Source organism: Mesorhizobium sp. BR1-1-3 (assembly GCF_020165455.1).
Lineage (GTDB): Bacteria > Pseudomonadota > Alphaproteobacteria > Rhizobiales > Rhizobiaceae > Mesorhizobium > Mesorhizobium ciceri.
Genome location: NZ_JAIUIC010000017.1, coordinates 77813 through 101011, shown reverse-complemented (window position 1 = coordinate 101011; position 23199 = coordinate 77813). Strand labels below are relative to the sequence as shown.

At 63.8% G+C, this 23199-nt stretch carries 25 protein-coding genes; 22 read left to right on the top strand and 3 right to left on the bottom strand.

Features of this window, described 5'->3' with window-relative positions:
• Positions 1-13: 13 nt before the first annotated feature.
• Genes fliN through motA form a run of 3 tightly spaced genes read right to left on the bottom strand, consistent with a single transcriptional unit; the run spans position 14 to position 2272 of the window.
• Positions 14-400 carry a flagellar motor switch protein FliN gene (gene fliN, locus LB559_RS29385; RefSeq protein ID WP_023809994.1) on the bottom strand — a complete coding sequence of 129 codons (387 nt, stop codon included), beginning with the start codon at positions 398-400 and terminating at the stop codon, positions 14-16.
• Between the two features lie 16 nt (positions 401-416).
• The gene (locus LB559_RS29380; RefSeq protein ID WP_224675604.1) at positions 417-1364 is read right to left on the bottom strand and encodes a FliM/FliN family flagellar motor switch protein; all 948 of its coding nucleotides are present in this window, start codon (positions 1362-1364) and stop codon (positions 417-419) included.
• Between the two features lie 32 nt (positions 1365-1396).
• Positions 1397-2272 (bottom strand): flagellar motor stator protein MotA, encoded by an 876-nt coding sequence (gene motA / locus LB559_RS29375; RefSeq protein ID WP_013529803.1) that lies wholly within the window; start codon positions 2270-2272, stop codon positions 1397-1399.
• A gap of 147 nt (positions 2273-2419) precedes the next feature.
• Here motA and LB559_RS29370 point away from each other — a divergent pair, with 147 nt between their 5' ends.
• The 22 genes from LB559_RS29370 to LB559_RS29265 all read left to right on the top strand — a co-directional run bounded on the left by LB559_RS29370 (position 2420) and on the right by LB559_RS29265 (position 23053).
• Positions 2420-4231 carry a DUF1217 domain-containing protein gene (locus LB559_RS29370; RefSeq protein WP_224675603.1) on the top strand — a complete coding sequence of 604 codons (1812 nt, stop codon included), beginning with the start codon at positions 2420-2422 and terminating at the stop codon, positions 4229-4231.
• A 7-nt stretch (positions 4232-4238) separates the two neighbouring features.
• Positions 4239-4961 carry a flagellar basal-body rod protein FlgF gene (gene flgF, locus LB559_RS29365; RefSeq protein WP_224675602.1) on the top strand — a complete coding sequence of 241 codons (723 nt, stop codon included), beginning with the start codon at positions 4239-4241 and terminating at the stop codon, positions 4959-4961.
• A gap of 3 nt (positions 4962-4964) precedes the next feature.
• Entirely contained in the window at positions 4965-6368 is a 1404-nt protein-coding gene (fliI, locus tag LB559_RS29360) for a flagellar protein export ATPase FliI (protein ID WP_013529800.1), read from the top strand.
• Positions 6355-7194 carry a hypothetical protein gene (locus LB559_RS29355; RefSeq protein WP_224675601.1) on the top strand — a complete coding sequence of 280 codons (840 nt, stop codon included), beginning with the start codon at positions 6355-6357 and terminating at the stop codon, positions 7192-7194. The genes fliI and LB559_RS29355 overlap by 14 nt, the downstream gene beginning before the upstream one ends.
• A gap of 80 nt (positions 7195-7274) precedes the next feature.
• Positions 7275-7655: a flagellar basal body rod protein FlgB gene (flgB, locus tag LB559_RS29350; protein ID WP_013529798.1), complete on the top strand. Its 381-nt coding sequence runs from the start codon at positions 7275-7277 to the stop codon at positions 7653-7655.
• A 2-nt stretch (positions 7656-7657) separates the two neighbouring features.
• The gene (gene flgC / locus LB559_RS29345; protein WP_013529797.1) at positions 7658-8074 is read left to right on the top strand and encodes a flagellar basal body rod protein FlgC; all 417 of its coding nucleotides are present in this window, start codon (positions 7658-7660) and stop codon (positions 8072-8074) included.
• Complete coding sequence (locus LB559_RS29340) at positions 8074-8400, top strand: flagellar hook-basal body complex protein FliE (RefSeq protein WP_013529796.1); 327 nt, start codon at positions 8074-8076, stop codon at positions 8398-8400. The genes flgC and LB559_RS29340 overlap by 1 nt, the downstream gene beginning before the upstream one ends.
• A gap of 11 nt (positions 8401-8411) precedes the next feature.
• Positions 8412-9200 carry a flagellar basal-body rod protein FlgG gene (gene flgG / locus LB559_RS29335; protein WP_013529795.1) on the top strand — a complete coding sequence of 263 codons (789 nt, stop codon included), beginning with the start codon at positions 8412-8414 and terminating at the stop codon, positions 9198-9200.
• Between the two features lie 3 nt (positions 9201-9203).
• Positions 9204-9731 (top strand): flagellar basal body P-ring formation chaperone FlgA, encoded by a 528-nt coding sequence (gene flgA / locus LB559_RS29330; protein WP_063168917.1) that lies wholly within the window; start codon positions 9204-9206, stop codon positions 9729-9731.
• On the top strand, positions 9728-10969 hold the full coding sequence (locus tag LB559_RS29325; RefSeq protein WP_224675600.1) for a flagellar basal body P-ring protein FlgI: 1242 nt from the start codon (positions 9728-9730) through the stop codon (positions 10967-10969). Before flgA ends, LB559_RS29325 begins: the two co-directional genes overlap by 4 nt.
• Positions 10970-10978: 9 nt before the next feature.
• Positions 10979-11560, top strand: coding sequence for a MotE family protein (locus tag LB559_RS29320; protein ID WP_024502688.1), 582 nt, complete (start codon positions 10979-10981; stop codon positions 11558-11560).
• Positions 11557-12264 carry a flagellar basal body L-ring protein FlgH gene (gene flgH, locus LB559_RS29315; RefSeq protein WP_013529791.1) on the top strand — a complete coding sequence of 236 codons (708 nt, stop codon included), beginning with the start codon at positions 11557-11559 and terminating at the stop codon, positions 12262-12264. The genes LB559_RS29320 and flgH overlap by 4 nt, the downstream gene beginning before the upstream one ends.
• Before the next feature lie 17 nt (positions 12265-12281).
• Positions 12282-12776, top strand: coding sequence for a flagellar basal body-associated FliL family protein (locus LB559_RS29310; protein ID WP_013529790.1), 495 nt, complete (start codon positions 12282-12284; stop codon positions 12774-12776).
• Complete coding sequence (fliP, locus tag LB559_RS29305; RefSeq protein WP_013529789.1) at positions 12773-13504, top strand: flagellar type III secretion system pore protein FliP; 732 nt, start codon at positions 12773-12775, stop codon at positions 13502-13504. Before LB559_RS29310 ends, fliP begins: the two co-directional genes overlap by 4 nt.
• 200 nt (positions 13505-13704) lie before the next feature.
• The gene (locus LB559_RS29300) at positions 13705-14706 is read left to right on the top strand and encodes a flagellin (protein ID WP_013529788.1); all 1002 of its coding nucleotides are present in this window, start codon (positions 13705-13707) and stop codon (positions 14704-14706) included.
• Between the two features lie 267 nt (positions 14707-14973).
• A complete protein-coding gene (locus LB559_RS29295; RefSeq protein WP_024502691.1) occupies positions 14974-16038 on the top strand; it encodes a flagellin in 1065 nt (354 codons plus the stop codon).
• Positions 16039-16173: 135 nt separating this feature from the next.
• On the top strand, positions 16174-17820 hold the full coding sequence (fliF, locus tag LB559_RS29290; protein WP_013529786.1) for a flagellar basal-body MS-ring/collar protein FliF: 1647 nt from the start codon (positions 16174-16176) through the stop codon (positions 17818-17820).
• 3 nt (positions 17821-17823) lie between these two features.
• On the top strand, positions 17824-18450 hold the full coding sequence (locus LB559_RS29285) for a hypothetical protein (protein WP_224675599.1): 627 nt from the start codon (positions 17824-17826) through the stop codon (positions 18448-18450).
• Positions 18447-19784 carry a MotB family protein gene (locus LB559_RS29280; RefSeq protein ID WP_013529784.1) on the top strand — a complete coding sequence of 446 codons (1338 nt, stop codon included), beginning with the start codon at positions 18447-18449 and terminating at the stop codon, positions 19782-19784. The genes LB559_RS29285 and LB559_RS29280 overlap by 4 nt, the downstream gene beginning before the upstream one ends.
• Positions 19781-21163: a chemotaxis protein MotC gene (locus LB559_RS29275; RefSeq protein WP_224675598.1), complete on the top strand. Its 1383-nt coding sequence runs from the start codon at positions 19781-19783 to the stop codon at positions 21161-21163. Before LB559_RS29280 ends, LB559_RS29275 begins: the two co-directional genes overlap by 4 nt.
• A gap of 263 nt (positions 21164-21426) precedes the next feature.
• Positions 21427-22536, top strand: coding sequence for a flagellar hook-length control protein FliK (locus LB559_RS29270; protein WP_224675597.1), 1110 nt, complete (start codon positions 21427-21429; stop codon positions 22534-22536).
• Positions 22466-23053 carry a transglycosylase SLT domain-containing protein gene (locus LB559_RS29265; RefSeq protein WP_050592657.1) on the top strand — a complete coding sequence of 196 codons (588 nt, stop codon included), beginning with the start codon at positions 22466-22468 and terminating at the stop codon, positions 23051-23053. The genes LB559_RS29270 and LB559_RS29265 overlap by 71 nt, the downstream gene beginning before the upstream one ends.
• Positions 23054-23199: the final 146 nt, after the last annotated feature.

The following is a 23199-nucleotide window of genomic DNA, read 5'->3' as shown; positions in this document are numbered from 1 at the left end:
CCGCAAACCATGTCTAGGCGCCCTTCGTGCCGGCGATGATTTCGGTCAGCCTGATGCCGAAGCGCGACGGATCGCTTTCCAGAACGGTGATCTCGCCGCGCGCGATCTTGCGGCCGTTGACCACGACGTCGACAGGTTCGCCGATGCGGCGATTGAGCGCCACGGTCGACCCTTTTTGCAGCGCCATCAGATCGGAGACCGGCATCTCGGTGCTGCCGAGGATGATCTGGACATCGACGGGGATGTTCATGATCACGCTCGAATTGGCCGATGAGGCCGCCCTGAACGCCGCATCGGGGCGTTGCTCCTCTTCATGCAGGACCCCGCGCAACTCTTCGATGGCACGGTCGAGTTGTTCGTCCGGCTGGTCGAGGTCGGCTTCCGCCTTGGTTTTGGCCATGATCGTCTCCAAATGCTCAGGCGCGTCCGGCGGCAGCCGGCATCAGCCCGTCGATAAAGTCCTGCCCGGCGTCGTAAGGATGCCTGATCCGGACGGTGTAATTCTGTCCCAGTTTGCCGAACTCGCATACGAACAGCGTCTTGCCCCGTGCGCTGAGACGCGCCTGGGACTGGGCCGTTTCCTCGAATTCGATGACGTCGCCGATTTCGAAACCGGCGAGGTCGCCGAGCGTCAGCCGCGCCAGCGGCATCGTGGCCTCGAGCGCCACGGTGGAGCGCATCACCTCTTCCGAAAAGCGGGCGCGCCAGCTGGGGCCGTGATCGTCGTCGCTGAGAGGCACGGCTCCGTCGCGGCTGGCCAGCACGACGCGCTGCGGCATCGTCACCGTCACGGTGCCACTGTCGGCCGGCGTCGAGATGCCAAGCACGATGCGGATTGCCGCGCCATCGCGCAGCACGTACCGCTTCGCCTCGGTGCCCGACATTGCCCGCGGCGCGGGCAGGCGCAGGTCGAGCGAACGCTTTCCCGATCCGTTGAGGGCCTGTGCGACCTGCTGGAACACCATGGTCGAAACATCGATTTCGATTTGCGACAGATCGCGTTCGATCGGCGATGCCGGCAGATCCGGGTCGCCGCCGAACAGCGTGCAGACCATGATGGCGATCGCCGGAGCATCGATCACCAGGGTCATCGCATCGGAGGACGCCGACGAGCCGATCACGGTCATCGCAAACGTGTCGCCGGCACGCGAACGCGCCTCGGGAACGCGGCTGACCTCGATCGCTTTGAGATCGACGACGACCGGAACGCCAAACTCGCTGGTCAGGCTTTTCTGCAGCAGCGGCACGGCGCGTTCGGCCATGGCGCGGCCTGCGTCGATGACCTGCGCGGCCTCGCCGCTGTCGCCGACCAGACGCTCGATGATCAGCGAGCGCGCTTCCGCTGGACTGCCCAGGCTGGTCATGACAGTGCCGGGACCGATCTGTCGCGCATCGTTCAGGCGGCCTTCTTTTCGACGGTGCCGGTATTCATCGTGCTCTGCTCGACCGCGTCGATCGTCGGCCGTTCATAGGACGAGATGGTCTTGCGGCCGAACTCGATCGCCACCTGCGGCAGCGCGCCGTTCATGTAGGCCAACAGCGTCTGCTTGACGATGATATAGAGGCGGTTCTTCTTCTCGCGCACTGTCTTGATCTTGGTGGCGACCGGTCCGACCACCGAATAGGACAGGAAGATGCCGAGGAACGTTCCGACAAGTGCGGCACCAATCAAACCGCCGAGAATTTCCGGCGACTGGTCGAGCGCGCCCATCGCCTTGACCACGCCGAGCACGGCGGCGACGATGCCGAGTGCCGGTAGGCCATCGCCCACCGCCACCATCGCGTGATAGGCCTTCATCTTGTCGGACCTGATGGTCTGGATTTCTTCGTCCATCAGCGCCTCGATCTCGTGCGAGCGGGCATTGCCGATGATGATGATGCGGCAGTAGTCGCAGATGAAATGCGTCAGATCGTGGTTATGCAGCACGGTTGGGAACGCCTGGAAAATCGCCGACTCTTCCGGATTGTCGATATGCGCCTCGACCTCGCTGCGGGATTTCGAGCGCAGCTCGCGCATCAGCGAGTGCAGCACGCCGAGCGTTTCGAGATAGTCCTGTTCCTTCGGCACCGCCTGCTTGAAGGCTTCGAGAATGCCCTTGCCGGTATCCTTGACCGTCTTCATCGGATTGGCGACGAGGAAGGTGCCAAAAGCCGCACCACAGATGATCACCGCCTCCCAGGGCTGGATCAGCACGTGAAGATGGCCGCCCATGGCCATGAAGCCGCCAAGGACGCAGCCGAGCGTTACCACCAGTCCAATCAGAATGCCCACGACAGGTCCTTCCGCATTTCACATCAGGAGCTAGGGATAGCCCCCGTGCCTTGTGTGAGGCTTGAATCGAAGGCGTCGGAGACGATTCAGTTTCGCGCAAGGAAGTAGGGGTATTGTCCGGACATAGCTTCGGCCGGAGGCACCTTTTTGCTTAATACCTTTACCAGCTATCAGCTCATCACCAGGGACATTTCAAAGTCGATCGACAGGATCGAGCAGCAGCCCGTGGTTGATCGCGACACCAAGTATTATCTGGACAACATCACCAAGGTGAAATCGATCGACGATTTCGTCAAGAATGACCGTTTGTTCAAATATGCCATGAAGGCCTACGGGCTCGAGGACATGGCTTACGCCAAGGCCTTCATGGTCAAGGCACTCAAGGAAGGCGTCTCCGATCCCAACAGCTTCGCCAACAAGCTGACCGACAAGCGTTACGCCGAATTCGTCAGGGCCTTCAATTTCGCCGCCAACGGCACCAGTACGACTGTCTACAACAAGGCGCAGCAACTGGTGACCAGCAACTATGCGCTGCAAGTCCAGATCGGCGCCTCGCAGAAGGGGCTCCCTTACTACCAGAGCGAAACCGCCTACTACGTCACCAACATCGCCAAGGTTAAATCGGTCGACGACCTGATGGGCGACAGCCGCCTGCTGACATATGCGATGGCCGCTTTCGGACTCGACGCCGCAAGCGAACCTGCCGCAACCGTCAAGGCGATGCTCGAAGGTGGCGTCAGCGATCCCGACAGTCCCGCCAACAAACTGCCCGACAAGAGCTACGCCAAATTCGTCGCAGCCTTCGACTTCGCCCAGTATGGCGATCAGACGACCATGCGCGACGATGTCCAGCAGGCGGTGCCGAAAGGATACATGGCCGGAGCCGGACTGACATTGGTCGAGCCAAGCGCGCAATATATCAAGGGCGAGGCCGATTATTACGCGGCAAACATTTCCAAGGTGACGTCGATCGACAACCTCATGGCGGACAAGCGCCTGCTCACCTTCGCCATGGCTTCCTACGGACTTGATGCGTCAACCGAAACGCCGCAGCAGATCCGCACAATGCTCGAGGGCGGCGTCAGCGACCCCGACAGCCCAGCAAACAAGCTGACGGATAAACGGTACGCCAACTTCGTCACGGCCTTCAACTTTGCCCAATATGGCGATCAGACAACGTCGCGCGACGAAGTGCAGAAAGACACGCCGAAAATCTATACGACGGAGTCGGCGCTTGGCCTGATCGCGCCGAATGCGGACTACATCAAGTCGGAGACCGCGTACTATCTTGCCAACGTCACGAACGTGAAATCCATCGACGACCTGATGGCCAACAGCCGATTGTACAACTACGTGCTCTCGGCCTACGGACTGGACCCGGCGACGGAAAGCAAGGACCTCATCCGCAACGTTCTTGCCGGTGGCATTCGCGACGCCGACAGCGTCGCCAACAAGATGACCAACAAGGCCTATGCCGGGCTGGCCGCCGCCTTCAACTTCGAACAATACGGCGAAGCGGCCACCACCATCAATCCGGCGCAGCAGCCGACCGTCGACAAATACATGCGCCAGACCCTCGAAGAGGATGCCGGCCAGACCAACCAGGGCGTGCGGCTGGCGCTTTATTTCGATCGCAAGGCCCCAACCATCACCAGTTGGTATGACGTGCTGGCCGACACTGCGCTTGCCAGTGTCGTGCGCACCGTGCTCGGCCTGCCCGATTCCTTCGCCACCGCCGATGTCGACAAGCAGGCGCAGCTGTTCGAGCAGAAACTCGACATCTCGGATTTCTCCGACCCCGAGAAACTCGGCAAGTTCCTGACGCGCTTCACCAGTATGTACGAGATCAACAACCCGACTTCATCGGCCGTCACCTCGGTCAGCGTGCTGTTTGCCCAGCCACTCACCGTCGGCATCTCCACCGACCTGATGATGGCCATGCAGAAACTGAGGTTCTGAGACCATCATGCGGGACAGCCTGTACGTCGCTCTTTCATCGCAGATCGCGCTCGAGCGGCGCCTCGACACCATCGCCGACAACGTCGCCAACGCCTCCACGGTCGGCTTTCGCGCCACCGGCGTGAAGTTCGAGGACGTCGTCTCTGGCACCGGGCAGAAATCGGTGTCATTCGCCTCCCCGGGCAAGACCTACCTTTCCGGCGCCCACGGTGCCTTGAGCGAGACCGGAAATCCCTTCGATTTCGCCATCCAGGGCGATGCCTGGTTCGCTATAGAGACGCCGGTCGGCACCGTCATGACCCGCGACGGCCGTTTTTCGATGAACGAGAACGGCGAACTGATGTCGATCGAAGGCCACCCGGTGCTCGATGCCGGCGGCTCGCCGATCCAGCTTGACCCCCGCAACGGTCCGCCCAAGGCCGGGGCCGATGGTTCGTTGCGCCAGAACGATCAGCTTGTCGGATCGATCGGCCTCTACAATTTCGATCCAGGCGCGAACTTCGTCCGCTATGGCAATTCCGGCATTGTTCCGGCACGCACCCCGGAGCCTGTCACCGATCGCTCCGATATCGGCGTTGCCCAAGGTTTTCTCGAAGAGTCCAATGTCAATCCGGTGCTGGAGATCACCAGGTTGATCATGGTCCAGCGCGCCTTCGAGAACACCGCCGCCCTGATGCGCCAGACCGACTCGTCCACCGACGAGGCGATCAAGACGCTCGGCTCGAAATAGTCCATGTCGCTCGACCAGCCATCCCTGCGGGCACTCGAAAGACAACTCCAGCCGGCACCGGAAGACCGGCTTGCCGCCCTGGAACGGGTCTGGCGGCGTTTCGCCGACGCCGAGGCACTGCTCAAGCGCGGCGGCCGCGTCATCGAAGTCACGCCCACGCACTACAAGGTGCACGGCCTTTCCAGCTTCGCCAGGCTGGGTGACATCGTCGAGCAGCCCGGCCATGCCGGTGCGCGCCGCGGCGAGATCGTCAAGATCGGCCGCGACGAGGCCGTCGTGGCACCCTTCGAACGCAGCGCCGATTCCGGCATCGGTGATGCCGTGTTCCGCCGCGGTCCGCTTGTGGTGGCACCGCATGCCTCATGGCGCGGCCGCACCATCGACGCACTCACCAGGGCGATCGATGGCGGCCCGCCGCTCGCCCGGGGAGACGACACATCGCGCGGCGCCCAGACGACGCCGGGCGCCATGGCGCGGCAACGCGTCGGCACTGCCTTCATGACCGGCGTCAAGGTCATCGATATCTTCACGCCGCTCTGCTTCGGCCAGCGCCTCGGCATCTTTGCCGGCTCCGGCGTCGGCAAGTCGACGCTGCTCGCCATGCTCGCCGGAGCCGACGCATTCGATACCGTCGTGGTGGCGCTCATCGGCGAACGCGGCCGGGAAGTCCGTGAATTCCTCGAGGACACGATCGGCGACAGCATGGCCAAGACCATCGCCGTCGTCGCCACCAGCGACGAAAGCGCCATGATGCGCCGGCGTGCGCCGGACACCGCCATGCGCGTCGCCGAGCATTTTCGCGACCAGGGGCATCGCGTTTTGCTGGTGCTGGATTCGATCACCCGCTTCGCTCACGCCTTGCGTGAGGTGGCGACGGGAACCGGCGAGCCGCCGGTCGCCCGCGGTTATCCGGCCTCGGTGTTCACCGAATTGCCCAAGCTGCTCGAACGCGCCGGGCCGGGTACGGAGGGCAAGGGATCCATCACCGCCATCATTTCCGTACTGGTCGACGGCGACGATCACAACGACCCGGTCGCCGATTCCGTGCGCGGCATCCTCGACGGCCATGTCGTGCTCGACCGCACGATCGCCGAACAGGGTCGCTATCCCCCCGTCAACCCGCTGTCGTCCATATCGCGGTTGGCCGGAAAGGCCTGGAGCGTCGAACAGCGCGCGCTGGTGACAAGGCTGAAGTCGATGATCTCGCGCTTCGAGGACACACGCGATATCCGCTTGCTCGGGGCCTATCAGGGCGGCGTCGATGCCGAACTCGACATCGCCGTGCGCCAGGTGCCGCTGATCTATGAAGCGCTGACGCAAGGGCCGAAGGATCGCCCCTCAGCCGACCCGTTCTCCGATCTCGCCCGCCACCTCAAGAGCAAGCTGAACGCCGATGCCGGAGACTGAACGCGAATACACCGAGCGCATCCTGCGCGACATGATCGCCGAGGCCAATGCCGCGCAGCAGGCAAAGGCTGACACGGCGAGAACTGCCAAAGCAAAGGCCGCCCGTGCCATCGCGGCCAAAGCCGAGGCCGTTCTGGCCAGAGCCGTCAAGCCAATCCTGCCACGGGCTGGCAAAGCCGATCCTGATCTGGCCAGGCCCGTCGAACCCGCTCTGTCCCGGACTCCCCAGGCGGTGGCTGCCGAGATGACGCAGGCCAGCCGGGAATCGCTGATCGACGGCCTGTTCCCGCGCACCGAATGGCCGCAGCCGCCAAAGGCGCCGTTTCCCCGACTGGAGAAGAAGTCCGACCGACGCAGCGACTTCGTCATTGCCGCGCTCGGCATCGCGCTCGGCCTGATCTGCGCCCTGTTCCCCTGGTATATCTTCTTCAACCAGGACCAGTTTGGCGTCCAGGCGATGAAGTTCGGCGGCACAGGCTCCAATTCCGGGCGAGCGGGCGGCGGCGTGGTCGCCGAACGCAGCGCGCCGCTGACGGCAAAGGACGTTCCCGCGGCCAATCTCGATCTTCTTGCCACGGGGACGGTGCGGGATGATGCCGATCCCGCAGCCGCATCCGACGAGCAACCGTTTCCGGCCGACGCGGCGAAATTCCGCATGGTTCATGTCGCCAACGGCCGCGCCATGATCCAGGACGACGCTGGCCTCTGGATCGTCAAGCGCGGCTCGATACTGCCGGATTCCAGCAAGGTATCCTCCATCGAGCAGCGCAACGGCAAATGGGTCATGGTCACCAGTGCCGACCAGGTGATCGAACTGTCCAGATAAACGATCTCCGGCTTCCGGCCATCCGCAAGGCCCGCGCAAGACTGGCGGCCTAGTCTCTGGGTACCTGCTCGGAGATTCCCATGGAGCCCGTTTCCCTTTTCGACCTCGCCGCCAAGCAAGCGCAATGGCTGGCCGTGCGCCAGTCGGCCGTGGCCGGCAACATCGCCAATGCCAACACGCCGGGCTATACGGCAAACGACGTCGAGCCATTCGAAAAGGTGCTCGACCGCGCCGCCGTATCGCTGCAGGCCACCCAGGCCGGCCATCTTGGCAATGCAGCGACCAATGCCGGCTTCACCATCAAGCCGCAGGAAGATGACGGCGTTGTCATGCCGTCCAAGAACTCGGTCGTGCTGGAAGACCAGTTGCTGAAGGCCGGCGAGGTGCGCCGGTCCTTCGAGCTCAACACGGCGATCGTCAAGGCGTTCCATTCGATGATGATGATGGCGGTGAAGAGCTGACCATGGACGCACTGACCGCAGCCCTCAAAGTCGCAGCATCGGGCCTCGGCGCCCAGTCGGAACGCCTGCGCGTGGTTTCCGAAAACCTCGCCAACGCCCAGTCGACGGGCACCGCGCCCGGCTCCGACCCTTATCGCCGCAAGACCATCAGCTTCGTCTCCGAGCTCGACCGGGCCTCCGGCAGTTCAACGGTTGCAGTGAACTCGATCGATCGAGATCCCAGTGACTTTCCAGTCGAGTTCCAGCCCGGCAACGAGGCCGCCGACGAGAAGGGCTACGTCAAGATGCCCAACGTCAACGTGCTGATCGAAATGGCTGACATGACCGAGGCCAATCGCTCCTACGAGGCCAACCTTCAGGTGGTCAAGCAGGCCCGCGACCTGATTTCCATGACCATCGACCTGATGAGGAACCAGTAATGATCAGCGGTATCGGAGCCCTTCAGTTCAAGCCGTCGATCGGCGGCGACGACGCGGCGACAAGCCTGCTCCAGGGCGGCGCGACACCGTCGGCCGGTGGCAATGTCGGCACCTCCTTTGCCGAGGCGCTGAGCCAGGCAGCCTCCAAGACCGTCGACACGATGCAGAATGCCGAGCAGGTATCGATGCAGGCGCTCAAGGGCGATGCCGACACCCGCCAGGTGGTCGACGCCGTGATGAGCGCGCAGCAGGCGCTTCAGACCGCAGTCGCGATACGCGACAAGGTGGTCTCCGCCTATCTCGAAGTCAGTCGAATGGGCATCTGAGGAATTCCGCCATGAAAGCACTCGCCATCGCCGCCACCGGCATGAATGCCCAGCAGACAAATCTGGAAGTCATCGCCAACAACATCGCCAACATCAACACCACCGGCTACAAGCGCGCTCGCGCCGAATTCTCCGATCTGCTCTATCAGGTCGACCGCACGCAAGGCGTGCCCAACCGCTCCAACGCCTCGCTGGTGCCGGAGGGCGTCTCGATCGGCCTCGGCGTCAAGACGACGGCGGTGCGCAACGTGCACACCCAGGGCGAACTGACCAGCACCGGCAACAGTTTCGACCTGGCGCTGACCGGCAGGGGCTGGTTCCAGATCGAGGGTGCCGACGGCGGCACGCTCTACAGCCGCGCCGGCGCTCTCAACACCAACGCCACCGGCCAGTTGGTGACGGTCGACGGCGCTGCGGTCATTCCGGCAATCAATGTTCCCGTTGATGCCGTCGAGGTCATCGTCAACAAGACCGGCCAGGTCTTCGCCCGCATCGACGGGCAGACCGACCTGCAGAACCTCGGTCAGCTTCAGATCGCCAATTTCGCCAACGAGGCCGGCCTGGCGCCGCTCGGCGACAATCTGTTCCAGGAAACCACGGCTTCGGGGCCGGCGAATGTCGGCGTGCCTGGCGATCCCGGTTTTGCCACCATCCAGCAGGGCTATCTCGAAGCCTCCAACGTCGACCCGGTCAAGGAAATCACCGAGCTGATCTCGGCGCAGCGCGCCTATGAGATGAACTCCAAGGTCATCCAGGCCGCCGACGACATGGCCTCCGTGGTCTCCAAGAACATCAGGTAACGCATGATGTCGACGCCCGGCCTCCTGTCTGCATTCCGCCGCACCGCGCTCGTCCTTGCGCTGGTGACCGGCACGATGCCGGCTTTTGCCCAGGAATCGGCCAACCAGTCGGCCACCCGGATCGCCAGCAATCAAGCTGGCGGCGAGGTGGTACTTATTCCGAGCCGGGTTATCTATCCCGGCGAGACCATCAACCTGGCTGCCCTGAAACAGGTCACCCTTATCGTCGGCAAGCACAAGCCGGAGGCGGTCGCCACACGGGCCGAGGAACTGGATGGCAAGGTCGCCAAGCGCACCTTGCTGCCCGGCCGCTACATTCCCTCCGCCGCCATCCGCGAGGCCTGGCTGGTCGAACAGGGTGCCTCCGTGCAGATCTTCTTCATCGCCGGCGGCCTGACGATCTCGGCGACCGCCGTGACGCTGCAGCCAGGAGCCGCGGGCGACCTCGTCAAGGTTCGCAACATCGACAGCGGCAAAATCCTGTCCGGCACGGTGATGGCGGATGGAACCATCCAGGTCAGCGCTTCATGATGCGCGGGCTTACCTTGATCCTGGCAGCCGTGCTTGGCCTGCAGCCGTCGCTGGCCGACGGCCTGACGCCGAAGGCCAAGCGCGAGCTCGCCGCCAAGAATGGCGGCGTCTACAACGATCCCGAATATGATCCGGCCACCACAAGCCGCATGTTCCGGGTTTCGACCGGGCCGAGTTCGCTGCCGCCGGGCCAGGTCGCCTCGCGTATCAAGGACATCGCCCAGCTGCAGAGTTCGCGCGACAATCAACTCGTCGGCTACGGCCTGGTCATCGGCCTTGCCGGATCGGGCGACAGCCTGCGCAACTCGCCATTCACCGAACAGTCGATCCGCGCGATGCTCGAAAACCTCGGCATCGCCACCGAAGGCGGCAGCGCGCGCGCCAAGAATGTCGCCGCCGTCATCGTCACCGCCAACATGCCGCCCTACGTGCAGTCGGGCGCCCGCATCGACATCGACGTCTCCTCGATGGGCGACGCGACCTCGCTTTCCGGCGGCACGCTGATCATGACGCCGCTGAAGGCGGCGGACGGCGAAATCTATGCCGTCGGCCAGGGCTCGGTCATCGTGTCCGGCTTTACCGCGCAAGGACAGGCCGAGCAGCTGACGCAAGGCGTGCCGACCGCCGGCCGCGTGCCCAACGGCGCCATCGTCGAGCGTGCCGTCCAAGCCGAATTCGACGATCAGGCGATCCTGACGCTGCAGCTGCGCAATCCCGATTTCTCGACCGCTATCCGCATCGCGGACGCCATCAACGACTACACCGGCCAGCGCTTCGGCATGCGGGTGGCGGCCGAGCGCGATTCGCGCACCGTCCAGATCAGAAGGCCGAAGGGTGTCTCGGCGGCGCGCTTCTATGCCGAAATCGAGAATTTGGTGGTCGAATCCGACACGCCGGCCCGTGTCGTGATCGACGAGCGCACCGGCACCATCGTCATCGGCAATGACGTCAAGATCTCAAGGGTCGCCATCAGCCACGGCACGCTCACCGTGCGCATCACCGAAGCGCCGCGCGTCGTGCAGCCCGAACCCTTCTCCAAGGGCGAGACCGCGATCGAACCGTTCACCGCCATCGACGCCAGCCGGCCCGACGCCCGCGTTGCCGTGCTTGACGGGCCCGATCTCCAGACCCTCGTTTCCGGCCTCAACCGCCTCGGCGTCAAGCCGGACGGCATCATCGCCATTCTGCAGGGCATCAAGTCGGCCGGGGCCCTGCAGGCCGACCTGGTTCTGCAATAGGCGATGCCGATGAAGCGCTCCTTCCCACGCCACGACAGACACCACAAAGCCGCGATCCTGCTTGCGACCGCTTTTCTCGCGGCTCTGCCCTTTGCCGGCGGCACCGCGCGCGGCGAGGAGACGGTCCGCCAAGTCCTGCCGGGAGCACAGGTGGCGGCGGCGCCGCAGCAACTGACACGGGAAAAGGCGCCGGACCAAAGCGAGATCGAGCGCTTCTGCTCAAACATCGCCGACGCCGCCCGCGACCGCCGCTATGTCCTTCAGGCGCAGGAACTGAAGCAGCTCCAGGCTGGCATTGACGAGCGCATGAAAGCTCTTGATGCAAAGAAAGCTGAATACGAGACCTGGCTGAAGCGGCGCGAGGTTTTCCTGGCCCGGGCCGAGGACGGCGTCGTCCAGATCTACGCCGGTATGAAACCCGACGCCGCCGCCGAGCGGCTGGCCATCGTCAACGCCGACCTGGCTGCGGCTATATTGATGAAGCTCGATTCACGCAAGGCGAGCGTCATCCTCAACGAAATGGACCAGAAGGCGGCGGCGACGCTCACCGGCATTATGGCCAGCGCAGCCCGAAGGGTAGATCCGTCATGATCCGGAAGATGCTTGTCCTGTGCGCGGTTGCCATGCTGTCCGGTTGCGGAACCAACCTCAAGGAGGTCGGCAGAGAGCCGGCCCTGTCCCCGGTCGGCTCCGGCATCGATGGCGGCAGCACCGGCTCGCTCTATCGATATCCGCAAACGCCGCCAGCGCCGGTCAAGAAATTCTCGTTGTGGGACGACCGCCAGAGCCGGCTGTTCACCGACCCGCGGGCGCTGTCCCAGGGCGACATCCTGACGGTCAAGATCAAGATCAACGATCGCGCCAACTTCAAGAACCAGAACGACAGGAGCCGCACCGCCAATCGCAAGCTCGGTTATGACCTCAGCGCGCAGTGGGACAAGTGGAGCACCGCCGGCAAGGGCGCCGGGGCTCTCAGCTCCACCACCGACACGACGGCTGACGGCGAGATCAAGCGCTCGGAAACGCTTGAACTCAATGTCGCGGCGATCGTCACCGATGTGCTGCCCAACGGCAATCTGATGATCACCGGATCGCAGGAAGTGCGCGTCAATGCCGAGCTCAGGGTGCTGACGCTCGCCGGCATCGTGCGGCCGGCCGATATCGGCGCCGAAAACACCATCCCCTACGAACGCATCGCCGAGGCCCGCATCTCCTACGGCGGACGCGGTCGCATCACCGAGGTCCAGCAACCTGCCTACGGCCAGCAGATCCTCGACCAGGTTCTTCCGTTCTAGGATCGGGGCAGGGCGCCGTGGCAAATATTGAACAGGTTCAGCCGCGCAAGGGTCCCTCCCCTGTCATTCAGGCCGGCATGCTGCTGCTTGTGACGGCGGCCGCCATTGGCGTGGGTTGGATGTCCGGCGGTTATCTCAAGGGCGTCGGCGCACCGGCGTCGGTACCGGTCGCGCCTGAGAACGAAGGTAAGATCATGCAGCCCGCCGCAGCCGAGCAACCAGGCCTGGGCCCGATGCTGGTCGTGCTGGCGCCGATCACCACCAACATCGCCTCGCCTGCCGGCACCTGGATCAGGATGGAGGTGTCCGTCGTCTATGACGCGCCGCAGCCACAGGCAATGTCGGATGACATCCACCAAGATCTCCTGGCCCTGGTGCGCACGTTGAAGATGCATCAGATCGAGGGAGCCAGCGGCTACCAGCACCTGAAGGCCGACCTCGAAGAACGCGCCGCGATCCGCAGCCAGGGTCACGCCAAACAGGTACTCATCAGGACATTGCTGCTCGAATGAGAAAGTTCCTTCTCGCCACCGCCATGATCGCCGCCGCCACCTCCATCGCGGCGGCTCAGCAGCTCGATCTCGGCGGCATCGGCAAGGCTGACGGCACCACCGTCGGCTACATCATCCAGATGTTCGGCCTGCTGACTGTTCTGTCGGTCGCGCCGGGCCTGCTGATCATGGTGACCAGCTTCACCCGCTTCGTCATCGCCTTCTCGATCCTGCGCGCCGGCATCGGCCTGCAGTCGACACCGGCAAACCTCATCCTGATTTCGCTGTCGCTGTTCATGACCTTCTATGTCATGGCGCCGACCTTCGATCAGGCCTGGAACACCGGCGTCAAGCCGCTGATGGACAACCAGATCACCCAGACCGAAGCCTTCGACAAGATTTCCGATCCGTTCCGCACCTTCATGCTGCACAATGTGCGTGACAAGGATTTCGACCTCTTCGCCGATCTCGCCCGCGAGCGCGGCCAGACCGTTTCGCGCGACACCGTCGACCTGCGCATCCTGGTGCCCGCCTTCATGATCTCGGAGATCCGGCGCGGCTTCGAAATCGGCTTCCTGATCGTGCTGCCATTCCTGGTCATCGACCTGATCGTCGCCACCATCACGATGGCGATGGGCATGATGATGCTGCCGCCCACGGTGGTGTCGCTGCCGTTCAAGATCCTGTTCTTCGTCCTGATCGACGGCTGGAACCTGCTTGTCGGCAGCCTGGTGCGCTCCTTCAACTGACACTGCCGCGCCGGCTCGAAATTCCAGCAATATATTTTCGATTAACCGTCCGGTTTAGCCCTTTGGTAGGGACTTGCCCGCATATTCGCTCGCAGATGGCGGGTGATCGATTTCAGAGATCATTGGCATGATGCCGCACCGTCATACCGGGAGGCCCGGTATGTCAAAAAAACACCTGTAAAAACCAAGGTACGAGTACCATGTCCAGCATCATGACGAACTCCGCCGCGTTGACGGCTCTGCAGAGCCTTAACGCCACCAGCAAATCCCTCCAGGACACCCAGGCCCGCATCTCGACCGGTTATCGCGTCTCGCAGGCCTCGGACAACGCCGCTTACTGGTCGATCGCCACCACGATGCGCTCCGACAACCAGGCAATGTCCACCGTTTCGGACGCTCTCGGCCTCGGCGCCTCGAAGGTCGACACCGCCTATACCGGCATGAACAGCGCGATCTCCACCATCAACCAGATCAAGGCAAAGCTGCTGGCTTCCTACGGCCAGACGGACGCCTCGAAGGAAAAGACCCAGACCGAAATCACCGCTCTTCAGGCGCAGATGAAGTCCTACGCCGACGGCGCCACCTTCTCCGGCACCAACATGCTGTCCGTAGACAGCGGCTCAACAGCCACGACGGCTGCCGATGTGAAGATCCTTTCGGCCTTCAACCGTGACGCGGCCGGCGCATCTTCGATCTCGACCATCGACGTCAAGGTGGAAAGCATCAAGCTCTATGAAGCTGGTACCACCTCGGGCCTCGCGAAGGGCATCCTTGACACGTACCGCCTCGGCAGCGACGGCAGTGTGGCCGCAGCGGTCTCCGGCACGCAGACAGCTCTAGGGGCGGCTGCACTGGCCACCGACACCTATTCGGCCGCCTCGCTTTCCATCTTCTCGGGTGGCACGGCTGCCAGCGATTCGCAGATCAAGCAGATGCTGACCGTCATCGACTCCGCGCTCGCCGATATGACCAACTCGGCCACCACGCTCGGCGCCGCCAAGAGCAGTATCGACCTGCAGAAGACCTTCACCTCGGACCTGATGGACTCCATCGACCGCGGCGTCGGCCAGCTCGTCGATGCCGACATGAACAAGGAATCGACCCGTCTGCAGGCCCTGCAGGTCCAGCAGCAGCTCGGCGTGCAGGCGCTGTCGATCGCCAACGGTTCCTCGCAGTCGATCCTGTCGCTCTTCCGCGGCTGATCGCCTCCGCTCAACCACAGTTCGCACTAGAAATTCGGGCCGCGCCAAAAGCGCGGCCCTATTTGCGTTTGCTCCAGCCCCGCACAATCCTCGATCCTTAACTCTCAAAAGCCAGCTTTTAACAGGCTGTTAACCATGCCGCGCTAGTTATGGTTAACCAATAGCTTACGACAGTTGGCGAATCGGTCCGACCGGCACGATGCCAATCGTTGAACAGGCCCATCCGGCATGTCTGAGCATGTCGGCTTTTGAGAAGGAGCGACTTTCTTGGCGAGCATCATGACCAACGCCTCGGCGTTAACCGCACTTCAAAGCCTCAGCGCCACCAACAAGTCGCTCGAACAGACACAGGCCCGCATATCGACCGGCTATCGGGTCTCGCAGGCTTCGGACAACGCCGCCTATTGGTCGATCGCCACCACCATGCGCTCGGACAATTCGGCCCTGTCGACGGTGCAGGATGCACTCGGCCTCGGCGCCTCGAAAGTCGATGCCGCCTACACCGGCATCACCAACGTGCTGACGACGATCGGCCAGATCAAGACCAAGGTGTTGTCCATGGTCGGCCAGACGGATGCCGCCAAGGCGAAGACCCAGACCGAGATCAAGGCGCTTCAAACGCAGATGAAGTCCTTTGCCGATGCGGCCACCTTCTCCGGCTCGAATTTCCTCGCGGTGACCTCCAAGCAGGTCACGTCCGCCAATGATGGCGTCCAGCCCGACTCGCAGATCGTGTCCTCATTCAATCGCTCTTCATCCGGCGCTGTCTCGATCGGAACGATCAACATCAATGTCGAGGGCACCAAGCTTTTCGACTACGGCCTTGCCGCCGAAGTCAAGAACCAGGGCGTCCTCGATCGCCAGACCTCCATCTATTCCACGGGCGCCGCCCAGACCCTGTATGACAACGCCTATGCTGGCGTGATCGCGGGCGGAGGAACGGATATCGCCGCGAACACTGCCGGCCAGACGGCGGCGGGAGCGGTCACCAAGGTCGACAATATTTCCGCCTACAACCTCGACATCACGGCCCCAGGGGTGACCGACGGCATCATCACCCAGATGGTCACCATGATGGACAAGGTCATGGCCCAGTTGACTGATTCCGCCACCATCATCGGTTCGGCCAAGAGCTCGATCGACCTGCAGAAGACCTTCACCCAGAGCCTGATGGACTCCATCGACCGCGGCGTCGGCCAGCTCGTCGACGCCGACATGAACAAGGAATCGACCCGCCTCCAGGCCCTGCAGGTGCAGCAGCAGCTCGGCATCCAGGCACTGTCGATCGCCAACAGCTCCTCGCAGTCGATCCTGTCGCTGTTCAAGAACTAATCGCGGGCGCCACCGGCGCCCTCCTTTTCGCACTCCGATTGACGGGCCGCGCCGCAAGCGCGGCCCGATTTCATTTTCGCACAAGCTTCGAAGACTAGAGTTCCGGCGGACAATCATGCTGGGAGTCGTCGAACCGTGCCGGAACAGATCCAGAGCATCATCTCGAATCTCCGCGGGTTTGGCGTGAAGCGCCTCGCCATGCTGGCGGGCATCGCCGTTCTGGTGATGGGCGTCATCGGCATCGCCTCGGTCTATCTCAACCGCCCCGCCTACGACACGCTCTATGTCGGACTCGACCGCGCCGACGTGAACCAGATCGGCCTGGTGCTGGGCGAAGCCGGTATCGGCTTCGATGTCGGCGCCGACGGAACTTCGGTTCTGGTGCCGGCCGGCACCACCGCCCAGGCCCGCATGCTGCTCGCCGAAAAGGGCCTGCCGACCAGCGCCAATGCCGGCTACGAATTGTTCGACAATGTCGGCTCGCTCGGCCTCACCTCGTTCATGCAGCAGATCACCCGCGTACGCGCGCTGGAAGGTGAGATCGCCCGCACCATCCAGTCGATATCGGGCATTAAGGCGGCGCGGGTCCACATCGTCATGTCCGAACGCGCCAATTTCCGCCGTGACGAGCAGCAGCCTTCCGCCTCCGTGGTCATCCGCTACGCCGGCATCGACGCCGAAAAGAGCGCCATGTCGATCCGCCATCTCGTCGCCGCCGCCGTCCCCGGCCTGTCGGCCGACAAGGTGACGGTGCTCGATTCCAGCGGCAACCTGCTGGCTGCGGGCGACGACCCTTCAAACACCAGCGCCGCCCGCACGCTCGGCGTCGAGCAGACCGTCGAGGCGCAGATCGGAGACAACATCCGCCGTGCGCTGACGGCCTATCTCGGCCCCGACAATTTCCGCGCCAGCGTCAAGGCCGAGGTCAACACCGACACCCGCCAGACGGAAGAGACCATCTTCGATCCGAATTCCCGCGTCGAGCGCTCGGTGCAGTCGGTGCGCGCCAACGAGAACAACAACCAGAAGCAGGCTTCCACTCCGGCCAGCGTCGAGCAGAACCTGCCCGAGACCCAGGCAACCGCCACCGATGGTCCGCAATCCTCCTCGCAGAACGACCGCAGGGAAGAGATCACCAACTACGAGATCAATTCCAAGAAGATCGCCACCGTCTCCAACGGTTACACCGTCACCAAGATGTCGATTGCCGTGGTCGTCAACCAGCAGCGGCTGACGACCATCCTCGGCAAGGACGCCACACCGGAGCAGATCGCCAAGCGCGTCGCCGAGATCCAGAAGATGGTCACATCCGCCACCGGCCTGGATGAAAAGCGCGGCGACATCATCGACGTCTCGGCGGTCGAGTTCATCGATGGCCTGGATGGCGAGGCGATCCCGCAGGCGGGAATGCTCGATTCGATCGGCCAGCATGCCGGCACGATGATCAATGCAGGTGCCTTCATCGTCGTGGTGTTCCTGGTGGCCTTCTTCGGCCTGAGGCCGATGGCCGCGGCGCTGACGGCAAAGGCTGCTCCAGCCCTGGCAGGTCCCAGCTTCGACGACGTCCAGCGCTCGCTGCCGACGCCGGAGGCAATGGCGGCCACCGACAATGCCGCGGTTGGCGCCTTGCCAGGCACACGCCCAGGCCCCACTCCGCTCGACGATCTTCGCCAGAAGATCCGGCCGGCGCCGCAGGACCGGCTTGCCAGGATGGTCGACCTCAACGAGGAGCGCACCGCGCAGATCCTGCGCAAATGGGCTTCCCAGGAAGTGGCGGTGTAAACCATGCCTTCCGTAGCCCTCTTCGACCTTCTGCCCGATTTCGGCACGCGCGCGCAGCGTGCCGGCCAGCCCCGGGCAGCAGTCGATCCCGAACACAAGCCCGAGACGCCGGCGCCGCAAGCCGATATCGGCACGCTGATCGCCGAGGCGGTTGCCCAGGCGGAGGCAGCGCTGGAGGGCCGCCTGGCGGCTGCGCATGACGCCGCGCTCGAAGCCGAACGCCAGGCCAGTGCTGAGGAAGCAAGGATATTTCTCGAAAGCCTTGGCGACGATGTCGGCAAGGCGGTCTCGTTGCACATCGATGCGATGGAGGCGCGCGTGACCGGACTTGTCGCCGGCACGGTCGCCCGCATCATCGGCGGCATCGTCAGCGACGATCTGCAGAAACGTTCGATCGATGCATTGGCAGACGCCGTCCGCGAAGCGGTTGGCGACGCCGAGGCTGTGCGCATCGTCGTGCGCGGCCCGCTCTCGATGTTCGAAACACTGAAGGCATCGCTCGGACCCCGCGCCGCCAATCTCGATTTTGTCGAGGCGCCAGGCTTCGACCTGACCGTGGCTGTCGACGAGGCGGTGTTCGAGACGCGCATGGCCGAATGGTCGACGACCCTCTCGGAGATCCTGGCATGAGCGTCGCCAACGCCGATCAGGGCCGCCACGAGATCATCATCGTGCGGCGCAGTCATGACGACCATGACGAGGCCCACCATGGCGGCGTCTGGAAGATCGCCTTCGCCGACTTCATGACGGCCATGATGTGCTTCTTCCTGGTCATGTGGCTGATCAACGCCGCCAACGAGCAGACCAAGGCAGCCGTCGCCAGCTACTTCAACCCGGTCAAGCTGGTCGACCGCAATTCGAGCCGCAAGGGCCTGGAGGATCTCGGCGACGGCCCGCGCGCCATGGGACTGACGGCCGACGATCCGCAAGAGGCGACCAGCAAAGCCGGACAGAACGGCAATGCCGGCGCGGGCGCGTCCGAGCGCAAGCAGGACAAGCAGGAGCCACAGCAGGCGGAACACTCCGACGACCATCTCTTCGCCGACCCCTACGCGGTGCTTTCGGAAATCGCCACAGATACCGGCGTCATGCAGAATGTCAGCCAGAAAGGCGATGGCGGTGTGCAGGCTGCCGGCCCGGCTACCGGCGCCTCCGGTGGCGCCTCCTACCGCGATCCTTTCGAGCCGGATTTCTGGTCGCAGCAGGTCGCGGCGCCCGGCGCCGAGGCCAGCGCCCAGCGCACCAAGATCGAGGGCGATCCGGCCAAGCCCGGCGACAAGACCGCCGAAACGCAGGTGCTCAAAGTCAAAGCCGTGCCGCCTGTCGCGGCACCGCTCGAGCCACTGGCAAAGGACGCGACCAGTAAACAGGCCGCGAACCCTGCCACGGCATTGGCCGGCGAGACCAAACCGGACGGCACCAAGGCCGCGGTAGCGAAGGCTGAGCCTGAGGCGCAAAAGGCCGTCCAGCCCGACATCGGGGAGAAGGCGCCAACCGCTGCTGCCGTGAAGGCAGCGGCCGACGTCAAGCGGCAGTTGGCCGATGCTTTCAAGCCTGGCGACAAGCTGCACGACGGCGTCTCGGTCGAAGCCACCGACAAGGGCGTCGTCATCTCGATCACCGATCAGCTCGACTTCGGCATGTTCGAGGTCGGCTCGGCGTTGCCGAGACGCGAACTGGTGCTGGCAATGGAGAAGATCGGCCGCATCGTCAACAGCCAGAAGGGCACCATCAGCATCAACGGCCACACCGATGCCCGGCCGTTCCGCAGCGACAGCTACGACAATTGGCGGCTGTCGACGGCGCGCGCGCATTCCGCGTACTACATGCTCGTGCGCGGCGGCGTCGACGAACGCCGCATCACCGAGGTCGCCGGTTTCGCGGACCGCCAGCCGAAAATAGCAGCCGATCCATTGGCGGCCGCGAACCGCCGCATCGAGATCCTGATGGCGACCGGCGGATGAAGCGAGCGGCCGTCACCCGCCGGTTGATCGGCCTGTTGCTGCTGGCCGGCGGACACGCGTCCACTGGTTTCGCCCAGGAGGCCCTGCAGCCGTATCAGCTGGTGCGCTCGCTGCAGCTCATCCAGGACCGCATAGCCGCCGGCGATCATGCCGCCCTGCCGATGCAGGCCAAGCTGCTCGAGATGACGGATGCGCGCCTGCGCGCGGCGAATGCCGAGGACTACAAGGATCCCAAGAATTTTCGGGCCCTGCTTGTCTACGGCATGAGCGGCGGCAACCCGGTGACCGTCGAAGCGGCCACGTCGCGCGCTACGGCGGACCCGCAAAGCCTTGCCATCGCAAAAGGCGTGATTGAGTACCTCAACGGCAGGCCCGGCAAGGCTATCGAAGCCTTGAGACCGATCGATCCCATGGCGCTGCCTCCGGATCTCGGCGCCTTCCTCGCTTTGGTCAAAGGCTCGCTGCTTGCCGGCGATCAACCGGCGACCGCACTCGGTCTGCTCGACGAGGCAAGATTGCTCAGCCCCGGCACGCTGGTCGAGGAGGCGGCACTTCGCCGTTCGGTCGGCCTTGCAGTCGCGCAAGGCGACGCGGCACGTTTCGCCCTTGCTTCCACCCAGTATGTCGAGCGCTACCTCTATTCGCCCTATGCCAGCCAGTTCGCGGACTCCTTTGTCTCCGGCGTCATCGCGCTGCACATGTCGATCAGCCAGGACAAGCTGGGCGACATCACCTCGATGATGGATCCCGAGCGCGAGAAGGTGATCTATCTGCGCATCGCCCGCCGTGCCGCGATAGACGGCCTGAACGACCTTTCGGCCTTCGCTTCGGCGCGGGCCGAGCAGGGCCGTGACGGCAACACCAATCAGGACGATCCACGCGCCCTGCTCTATGCCAGCCTTTCCACCGTCACCTCGGGCACAATCGAGGACATTCGTGCCAAGCTCGGCAAGATCGATCGCAGCCGGCTGTCGGAGGGCGACCGCGCCTTGCTCGACGCCGCTCAGGCCATTGCCGGCGAGGTCGTCGCGCCGCCCACCGCCCTTCCGGCGGAAAAGCCTGCCCCTGTCGCGGCCGAGCAACCTCCGGCTCCCGAGATCGCCACGCCGCAAAACGCCGATGACAGTGGCTTGCCACCGGTCGAAGGCGCCATCTCGGAGCAACCCGCCGCCACCGCGGCCTCCGGCGGATCGGCCGCCAATGCGCCGGACACGGCGGCAGTTGCAGCCACATCCGCCGAGCCTGCGACCGTCGTGCCGGCGTCGGCACCTTCACCCGCCGCCGGTCCAGAGCCCGCCGATCCGACCGACGCGGCCATGACCAGAACACGTCGACAGCTCGACCTGATCGACCAGATGCTTGGAGCCGCCCCCAAATGACCAACAGCCTCGGCTCGGCCTTGCCAGGATTTGCCTCCACGCGCGCGACGTCGGAGCAGCCGGCCGCGAACGGCAGGAACGATGACGCCGGCTTCGGCAAAATGCTGCGCGACGATGCCCGCCCGGAACGGCAGGCGTCGACAGAGGCGGGATCGCGCGACCAGCGCTGGAGCAAGCTCGCTGCGGGCCTTGCCGGGCATGGCGCCAAGGTCGAACCGGCATCGGCCGAGCCCGGAAGGACCACCTCGGCCAAAGGCGCAAGCGTGAAAACCGGCAAGGACGAATTGGAAGCAAAGGCCCACAAGGCCGACGCCGAAGAGATGGCGTCGGATACCGCGCCGCTTCAGGACGACCTGCCGCTGCTGATCGCGTTTCATGACCTGCGGCATTTCTCGACAGCGGCCAAGGCAGCCGGGGGCAATGCTGCCACTGGCGAGAATTCGTCGGACCCGGCGCTCGACGGACAGGCGTCACTGCCAAAGACCTACCGGTCAAAATCCGCGGGCGGACGCGAAGCACTCGAAACCGTATCGAAGCCGGAGCAGGCGTCGATAATCGACGGACCTTTGACGGCGCTTGACGGTCAGTCGCCGAGCGCTGTCTCCAGCGCGCCCAAACGCGACGTCACAGCGGCGGCCCAGAAGCTGTCGGACGCGCCGGCTGCCGATGTGCCCGGCGTGCGGTCGAAGCACGCCGCGAATGCGATGAAGAGCATCGAGGATGTGCAGTCCTCGATGCGCCCAGAAGCGGGGAAACAGTCCCTGTCCACTGCGCGCATCGACGTGGTGTCGGAACGGAGTTTCCCCGCACCGCCGCAAAGTCCCATCAGCCAGGCGGCCCTCAATGTGATCAACGCCATAGCCGCCGACGCCGGGCCGCAAAAGGCGCTTTCAGCCTCACCCACGTCCGCCCATCTGGCCAGCTCTGTTGCCGTTCCGACACATGTGCTGAAGATCGAACTTCACCCCGCCGAACTCGGCATGGTGACGGCCAGTCTTCGCCTCTCCGGGGAACAACTTTCGATTGAGCTGAAGCCTGAAACACACGACGCCTATCGTCGGCTGTCGGCCGACAGCGAGGCCATCGTCAAGTCGCTGCGGGGCCTCGGCTTCGAGGTTGACAAGGTCACGATACTGCAACCTTCGGTAGCAGTTCCCGCTACAACCCGGACGGATGCAACCGCTCCTCTGGCGGCGGCAACAGGCCGCGATCAAGCATCCTTTCAACCGGGGAATTCGGGCAGCGGCAACGGTGGAGCCGGCGGCCAGCAACCGGGCCAGCAATCCTCAGGGAAACGCAACGATGACGCGCAGGACTACGGCCGCGGCACTTCGCCTGCTCGCGAGCGCGCTGGCAGCGATATCTTTATCTAGCGCGGCAAACGCCGCCGCAGCCGCGGCCAACCCCTGCGAGCCGGAGATCCTGCGCGCCGCCGATCGTTATGGCGTGCCCGCCGGCATCCTCTATGCCGTTGGCCTGACGGAGACCGGCAACAAGGGCAGCCTTCAGCCCAACGCCTTGAATATAGAAGGAAAAGCAGTCTTTCCGAGGAGCCGGACCGAGGCCCTGGCCGCCTTCGCCAATGCCCGGCGTGAGGGCAAGACCCTGATCGATCTGGGCTGCATGCAGATCAATCACCACTACCACGCGTCGCATTTTCGCAGCGTCGAGGACATGCTCGACCCACGCCAGAACGTCGACTATGCGGCGCGCTTCCTGGCCAGCCTTCATGCCCGTCACGAGACCTGGTCGATGGCCGTGGCCCGCTATCATGCCGGTCCCGACAACGACCCGGCGCAGAAGATCTATGTCTGCCGTGTCATTGCCAACATGGTCGCCACCGGCTTTGGAAAATGGACCGCGAACGCCCGTGGCTTCTGCAACCCGTAAGCGCATTTCCCGCTTCTAATAGACAAACCGTACAACCCGGAATTGTTGGCTGGACTTGGTTAGAGCTTGCCACCGAAAGCATATCTGGTTGCACGCTAATGCAACCGATACGATTCCAGACTCCCAAGAAACTAGCTACAAGAAAT